This is a genomic window from Streptomyces carpinensis, assembly GCF_002154505.1.
GTDB classification, from domain to species: domain Bacteria; phylum Actinomycetota; class Actinomycetes; order Streptomycetales; family Streptomycetaceae; genus Streptomyces; species Streptomyces carpinensis.
Map to the genome: position 1 here is coordinate 22,129 of NZ_MUBM01000159.1, position 6,716 is coordinate 28,844.

4 protein-coding genes and 1 pseudogene are annotated in these 6,716 nt (G+C 69.3%); 2 read left to right on the forward strand and 3 right to left on the reverse strand.

Going from position 1 to position 6,716, the window contains the following annotated elements:
• Positions 1–438 precede the first annotated feature (438 nt).
• Positions 439–1,944 carry a helix-turn-helix transcriptional regulator gene (locus tag BZY54_RS21385; protein ID WP_244217268.1) on the reverse strand — a complete coding sequence of 502 codons (1,506 nt, stop codon included), beginning with the start codon at positions 1,942–1,944 and terminating at the stop codon, positions 439–441.
• Between the two features lie 878 nt (positions 1,945–2,822).
• On the opposite strand from BZY54_RS21385, the gene BZY54_RS21400 reads away from it, so the two are divergent.
• Both BZY54_RS21400 and BZY54_RS21405 read left to right on the forward strand, forming a co-directional pair.
• Positions 2,823–3,710 (forward strand): SDR family oxidoreductase, encoded by an 888-nt coding sequence (locus tag BZY54_RS21400; protein WP_086726838.1) that lies wholly within the window; start codon positions 2,823–2,825, stop codon positions 3,708–3,710.
• A gap of 51 nt (positions 3,711–3,761) precedes the next feature.
• Positions 3,762–4,037, forward strand: a pseudogene (locus BZY54_RS21405) (DEAD/DEAH box helicase); the annotation flags it as partial.
• A 345-nt stretch (positions 4,038–4,382) separates the two neighbouring features.
• On the opposite strand, the gene BZY54_RS21410 reads toward BZY54_RS21405, so the two are convergent.
• Positions 4,383–5,678 (reverse strand): MFS transporter, encoded by a 1,296-nt coding sequence (locus BZY54_RS21410; protein ID WP_143668084.1) that lies wholly within the window; start codon positions 5,676–5,678, stop codon positions 4,383–4,385.
• Between the two features lie 21 nt (positions 5,679–5,699).
• Complete coding sequence (locus BZY54_RS21415; protein ID WP_086726844.1) at positions 5,700–6,338, reverse strand: HD domain-containing protein; 639 nt, start codon at positions 6,336–6,338, stop codon at positions 5,700–5,702.
• Positions 6,339–6,716 lie beyond the last annotated feature (378 nt).

A 6,716-nucleotide genomic window follows, 5' to 3' on the forward strand; every position in this document is an offset into this window, starting at 1 on the left:
GCCCACTCGACAACAGGCCGCGACTGAGAGCGGGCGTCCGCCCCAGCGGATGTCCCCTCTCATTACGGGTGCGGTCGCGTTCCTTGCGTTACGCGGCGAGGACGTCGGGGTGACAGGCGTTGGCGTCGCGCCAGCGCAACCACCTGTGCAGGGTGCCCCGGTCTGCGCGGGATGGTTGCGGTGGTGAGACGGCTCCATGTACCGGCCTGATGGGCGCTGGATTCCCTAGGCCCAGCAGGCCGTATCCGGTCGGCGTCGCCATGATGTCCATGAGGTTCATGCATCCACAAGCCAGCATGAGGAGACAGATCTGGATGATGGGGCGGCCGGGACGGCTCGTGGCCGATCGGTGCTCCGGGCGTGCCCACGCCGCAACCCGGCGGCCCTGGCGGCCGACGTGCCGAGACCAGGTCTCGGCCCGATGGTGGCGGCCGCTGGTCACGGCAGTCGCGCCCCTGGCTGCTGTGGCGGAGACAGTGCTGAGCGGAGGTGTCTGCGCGAGCTGACCCCGAGCTTGCTGAACACGTTTCCGAGGTGCAACTCCACCGTGCGGGGGCTGATGAAGAGCTGAGCGGCGATCTCGGGGTTGGTGTCCCCGTCCCGGGCCAGCCTGGCGATCTGGGCTTCCTGGCTGGTGAGCTCGTCGAGGGCGCCAACCGTCCGCTTGCGTACGGGCTCCCCGGTCGCCATCAGCTCCCTGCGGGCGCGTTCGGCGAAGCCGTCCGCTCCGGCGCGGCTGAACACCTCGTAGGCGGACGCCAGTTGAGTACGCCTTTCCTGACGGCGGTTACGGCGACGCAGCCACTCGCCGTACAGCAGACGGGCGCGGGCGAGGTGGACGGTGATCCGGCAGTGTCCGAGATGCTCGATCGCCTGCTGGTAGAGCGCATCGGCAGCCTGGTCCTCGCTCAGGAGCGCGCGCGAGCAGGCCCCAATGCCCAGGGCCCATTCAGTTCCGCTGGCGCGTGTGCGTTCCGTGAGGTCGTCCAGGGCGGCCGCGGCGGCTGCGGGCTGCCCGCCGTGTGCGGCCGCCTCGATCAGTTCGGCCAGTGCCGAGCCGTAGATTCTCAGATCCTCGTACTGGCATGCGCGGTTCGCGGCCGCCAGCGCGGCGTCGTAGCGGCCGAGGCCGTTGTACAGCAGTGCGGTCGCATAGGCGGCGAGGCCGAGGGAGCGTCCCTCGCCCCGGGCGCGTACTTCCTCGCTGGTGGTCTCGATGAGGTCCAGTGCCTGGGATTCCTGGCCCCACCAGGCGCCGAGCACCAGTGATGTGTACATCATGGGCACGCCGCCCGCCGCCTCCGAGATCGCCGTGGCCTCGTCGATCAGAGTCGCTGCGGTGCCGAACTCGCCCGTCAGCAGCTGGAAGCAGGCCTGATAGGTCAGAGCCATCGGGAGGACGGCAAGCGCTCCCGCTGCACGGGCGAGGCCGACGGCGCCGACGGCCAGCTCATGCCATGCGTCGTCGTCCCACAGCTCCGATGCGACAGGCTCGGGTGTCACTCGGAACGCCAGCCACAGCCAGCGCCGGTCGGCATCTCTCGCCCCGGACCTCTGCGCCTGCCGGACGGCGTGCAGCGCACGCCTGAGAGCATCGGCGCCGACGGCGTAGCCGTCGATGATCCGGCCCGCCATGCTGTCCAGGAGCACGTCGACCATCCGGGGCGGCGTCGACGGCGACGGCCCGGCGCGGGCTGCCTCGGCCACCTCTCGCGGTCCGGGTCCTGCGCTCAGACGGCCGGCGAAGATCGCGGCGCCGACCGCTTCCAGCAGGGTGTCACGGGCCAGGGCGGCGGCGAGAGGGGCCAGCCGGTGTGCGGCGTCGAGCAGGAGCCCGGGCGCTTCGCTGCCGCGTACCTGGGCGAAGACCAGCCGGGCTCGCAGCCACTCGAGTCGGGCGCGCTGCAGATCGTCGAGCGGGCCGGCCTCCGCGGCCGCCAGCATGGTGCGCGCCTGGTCGGACCCGCCAGCGTCGATATGGGCCTGAGCGGCGGCCAGTGCGCGGGTGGCACGGGATCCACCCGGTGCCACGCCTGGGCGGCGATGACCGTGTCGAACGTCCGGTCGACCGGCTGCCAGGCCGTGGGCTCGCGCGAAGTCGGCCATCCGCGCATCGGGCTCGACGCCGAGCACGGTGCAGCCGACGCCTGGAACTGGTGGGCCGCGATCCGGTGCCGCAGCCCGACGTCGAGCACGTCGGCCCCGGGGCTCCCGGCGACGATCCGCGCTCACCCGCATCTACCGGCCGCAGACCAACTGCGAGGATCTGGGAGCGCTCTTCCGGCCGGTCTGACCCGCAGACCAAGCGGCCGTTCGTGCCTTGTTGCCGATATATGCCGGCCAGCCGGGAGAGCGCGTGTGTCCGTGGTGGTGTCCTCCACGGGGGTTCGCCTGGCAGCGCGACTACCGCCGTCTGCGCCTCCTGATCACCGCTGGCCTCGAACCACCGCCCAAGCTGCGCTTCTGGATCTGTTACCGGCGACGCCTCGCCGGATGCGGCCAGGATCCCGCGACAGCGTCTCCTGACCCGCGGCGAGCACATCTCGCTTGTCGGGGAAAGGCCCGTGGGGGTGCTCTTGGTCAGGCCGGCCCGGTCGGCGATCACCGCAACGGTCGTCTCGAACGACTGAAGCGCAGCCACAACGAGTCGTTCGCGCGTGTCCGGTTCCCAGCGTGACATGTATGCACTGATAAAGTGGTGTTTGGGGCTGAGAAGATGCGGTCGCCTCGTCGGGGATGTTCCAGCGGCGGGCGGCGCCCGAACGGCCCGGACCGCACCAGTTCCTGCGACGCAGCGTCGCAGCCGTCATCTGGAGCCCCCCTTGCGCGTGTTCGTCACTGGCGCCAGCGGCAGCATCGGCTCAGTTGTCGTTCCCGAACTCATCGCCGCTGGTCACGAGGTCCTCGGCCTCGTCCGCTCCGACGCCGCGGCTACAGCCGTCGCCACCGCCGGCGGGACGCCGCTCCGCGGCGACCTCACCGACCTTGACAGCCTCCGCGCCGGCGCCGCGCAGGCCGATGGTGTCATCAACCTGGCCTTCAGCAACGACTGGAGCAACCTGGAGCAGGGCATCGACGAGGAAGCGCGCGCCGTGCAGACCCTCGCGGCCGCACTCGCAGGCAGTGGCAAGCCGTTCGTGCATGCCGGCCTCACGCCGATGATGCCAGGCCACGCCTCCACCGAGGAGGACCCCAACACCACCGACGGTCCGGTCGGTGGCCGCGGCCGCACTTCCGACGTGGTACTGGCCCTGGCCGCCCAGGGCGTCCGGTCCTCTGTCGTGCGGCTGCCGCGCTCCGTGCACCAGCGCGGGTCGCAATACGGCTTCTGCTCGGTGCTCATCGCCGCCGCGCAGAAAACGGGCGTGTCAGCATACGTCGGCGACGGCACGCAGCGATGGCCGGCGGTCAACAGGCTTGACGCCGCCGCGCTGTTCCGCATCGCACTCGAGGACGCGGCGCCGGGCGCGGTCCTGCACGCGGTAGCCGACGAGGGCGACACCATGAGGTCGCTTGCCGAGGCCATCGGCGGCGTTCTCGCGATGCCGGTCGAGTCGGTGCCGCCTGAGCGCTTCGGCGTCATCGGTCGCGTGTTCGCCCTTGACATGCCATCGTCGAGTGCACTGACCCGGGAACGGTTCGGGTGGGAGCCCACCCGCCCCAGACTGATCGACGACCTCGCTGCCGGCGGCTATCCCGCCCTGGGCTGAAATCCTCGGGATGCCGCCGGGACCGGACCGGGTGAGTGACTACTGACCTTCCGCGTACACCGGGCCTCGCTTGCCTCCGTCCGGGTGCCCGGCGAAGGCGTTGACATCGTCGGCGAGCGGAGCGTTGAGGCGGTGTCTTTCGCCGACACCCGCGGCTTCCAGGTCGAGATCGTGCAGAACATCGGCCGTTCCCTGCGCCCGAACGCCGACGGTACGGTCAAGACCGCCAGGATCCTCGTGCCCGTCTTCCTCCGGCCCGGCGAGGACCCAACCGACATGGTCGCCTCCGCCTCGTTCACACCCCTCATAGCCGTCCTCCAATCGGTGTGCTTCCCACGTTCGCCGGGGTGCGAGGCCGTATAGCGGCCACATGCTGCACGAACAGCATGTTGATTGAGGAGAAGGTGCGCTCCACGAGCCCCTTGGCCGGGCCATGAACTGCTCCGGGGCCCATGGCACGCGGGAGGTGCGGCCTGAACGACGTCGACGCGGCCCGGCGGAGACGCCTCTTGAGGGCCGGACCGGCCATCGAGGCGAGCCGGTCTCCCCGTGTCGACGGTGACCCACACCAAGATCACGCACGGTGTGGGTCGTCCAGGTGCCGCCGCATTTGAGTGGAGGGGGCGTGTCCAAGGCGCGACTCAGTTCCTGCGGCGGCCAGACCCGTCACGACTACATCGAAGGTTTCGAATGAAACTCGGACTTCGTCTGTCCCGGAGGTTGGGAGTCGACTCGACAAGGTCTGGCGGCCGTGGGTAGCACCCGCAGTGGACTCGGCCGTAGAAGCGCGTGAGTCATGGCGCCTGCTGAGAGGAGTGCGACGAACGCAATGAGTGCGCAGCCGGTCGCTTCCAGGCCCGACAAAGGAGCAAGGAGGCCCGCGGCCAACGTCGGCACACTGAGTGAGGCGTAACTGACCACGTAGGTGGCCGCGAACGTCTGTGAGCGTGTCTTGGCACTGGTGACAGCGCTCATGGCACGGAGGTTGCCGTTGAAGGTGAGTCCGACACCCAGGCCGATTGCGAGCGTGGCCGCTGCGAACTCGATGAGTGAACCGGTGGCCAATCCAAGCGCAAGGATCGCCGCACCGGTGGTCATCAGCGCCGTGCCCAGGATCGTCACGGTGCGGGTCCGGTGACGAAGCGACCAGATCCCTCCGATGGTGACGGCGATGTAGAGGACGGCGATGGCGAGGCCTCCCGCTGCCGCAAACTGCAGGCGAAGTACGTCGCGGACCAAGGAGGGGATGAGCGCGAGGAACAGACCGGTTGCGGCCCACCCGGCGATCGTGCTCGGCATTGTTGCCCAGAACTCCGAGCGGGCTCGAGAGTCCACTCGAATTGTGGGGCGAAGGATGAGCAGGGTGACGCTGCGAGGCGCCACCGTTTCTGGCAGCGCGAGCGAGTTGAGTGCCAGAGCGAGGAACATCAGCGTCAGAACGGGGAAGACGATGCCATCTGGGCGCGAGGTCGCCGCGGTGAGCAGGCCCACGACAGCGGCGCCCCCAGCCATGCCGATGCTCGTCCCCACGGTGGTGAGGGTGGCCCCCAGGTGAGGACGACCCTTGGGGGCGAAGTCGAGGAGACCGGCCGCCAGTCCACTCATCGCGATGCCGGAGGCAACACCTTGGACCAGTCGCGCCAAGATGAGCATGGCGGGCCCGTTGGCTGCCCAGAAGATCGCCGTGCTGGTCGCCGCCATCAAGAAGGCGACGACCAGCACGGGCCGGCGACCGATGTGGTCGCTCAGAGACCCCACGGTGAGTAGCGCTGCGAGCAGGCCTACCACGTACACGGTGAAGACCACCGTCAACAGCGTCACGGAGAAGTGCCAACGCTCCCGGTACAGCGGATAGATCGGCGACGGGGCGCTGGCAGCCGCCATGGTGGTCACCGTCGCTACGGCCAGCATGACAAAGGCGCCGGTTGTAGGCAGTTGTCTTGGCGCGGCGGCCTTCACGTGATGCACGACGTGCTCTTGCGCTGGATCTCAGGCAGCCCAGGCCGAGCCGGTGATGCGCTCGACCATGCTGCCGCGGCGGAACCCGGGCACGAAGTGCTCCAGGATGTCGGCGTTGACGGTGCCGTAGGTCGTGTCTGGGCGATGCTTCAGACCATCGTGGAAGGCCTGGAGGAACCCGTGCTTGAAATCGCCCCGCGGGTGCGCGGCAGTGACCTCCTCGATGAGCGCGGGGTCGAGGTCGTCGAGGGCGAAGCCGAGCACGTCGGTGAGGACGCCCAGGTGCGTGGCAGCGATCTCGGGCCCCATCCGCGTCGGGATACCTGGCGTGGTGTGCAGTGCGATCGCTTGCCACACCGTGTCCGCAGCCGGCGAGGAGAAGCCGTGCTCGAGGAGGAACGCGCGGGCGTTGTCGGCGCCATCGACCTCGAACCGCTGCTCGGGCTCGGAGAACGGAGGAAGGAGGCCGGTGTCGTGGAACAACGAGGCCATGTAGAGGAGTTCAGGGTCGGCGTCCAGATTGAGGGTCTGCGCGTGGATCGAGCTGAAGAGAAACACCCTGCGGGAGTGGTGGAAAAGGAGGGGCGTCGTCGTCGCGTCGACCAGTCGCGTCGCCTCTGCCGCGGCGGAGGTCTCGGGGATCGCGATGCCTGCGATAATGTCGGTCAAGGACTGCTCTCTTTCGGATCTGGTCGGGAAGGACTCGGACAGGTGGTCCCAGATCCACGATGCCGGTGACAGGCCTGTCCGCGCCGCCTCGGCCAGGCCATGAACCACCCGATTCCGGACACGGCCGTCACTCGGCGGGCGCCGAGCGACGGCCACCGGGTCGGCGGTCCTGGTCCACGACGGAGTGAAGCTCCTCGACGTCGCAGGCCCTTCGGACGTCTTCGCTGAGGCCAATCGACTCGGCGCCGACTATCGGTGCCCGCCCGCAGAGTCCGCCCGCGTCAGCTGGTCGAGATCCAGGCCACGAAGCCCCAGATCGTGCTTCACTCGACCGTCCCGGACGCCAGCGGCGAGACCCTGCTGTCCGCCCCTGCGCGG

Excerpts from the sequence above, each read along its gene's own strand:
- BZY54_RS21385 (WP_244217268.1), bottom strand. The coding sequence starts at position 1,944 with ATGCTGGCGGCCGCGGAGGCCGGCCCGCTCGACGATCTGCAGCGCGCC.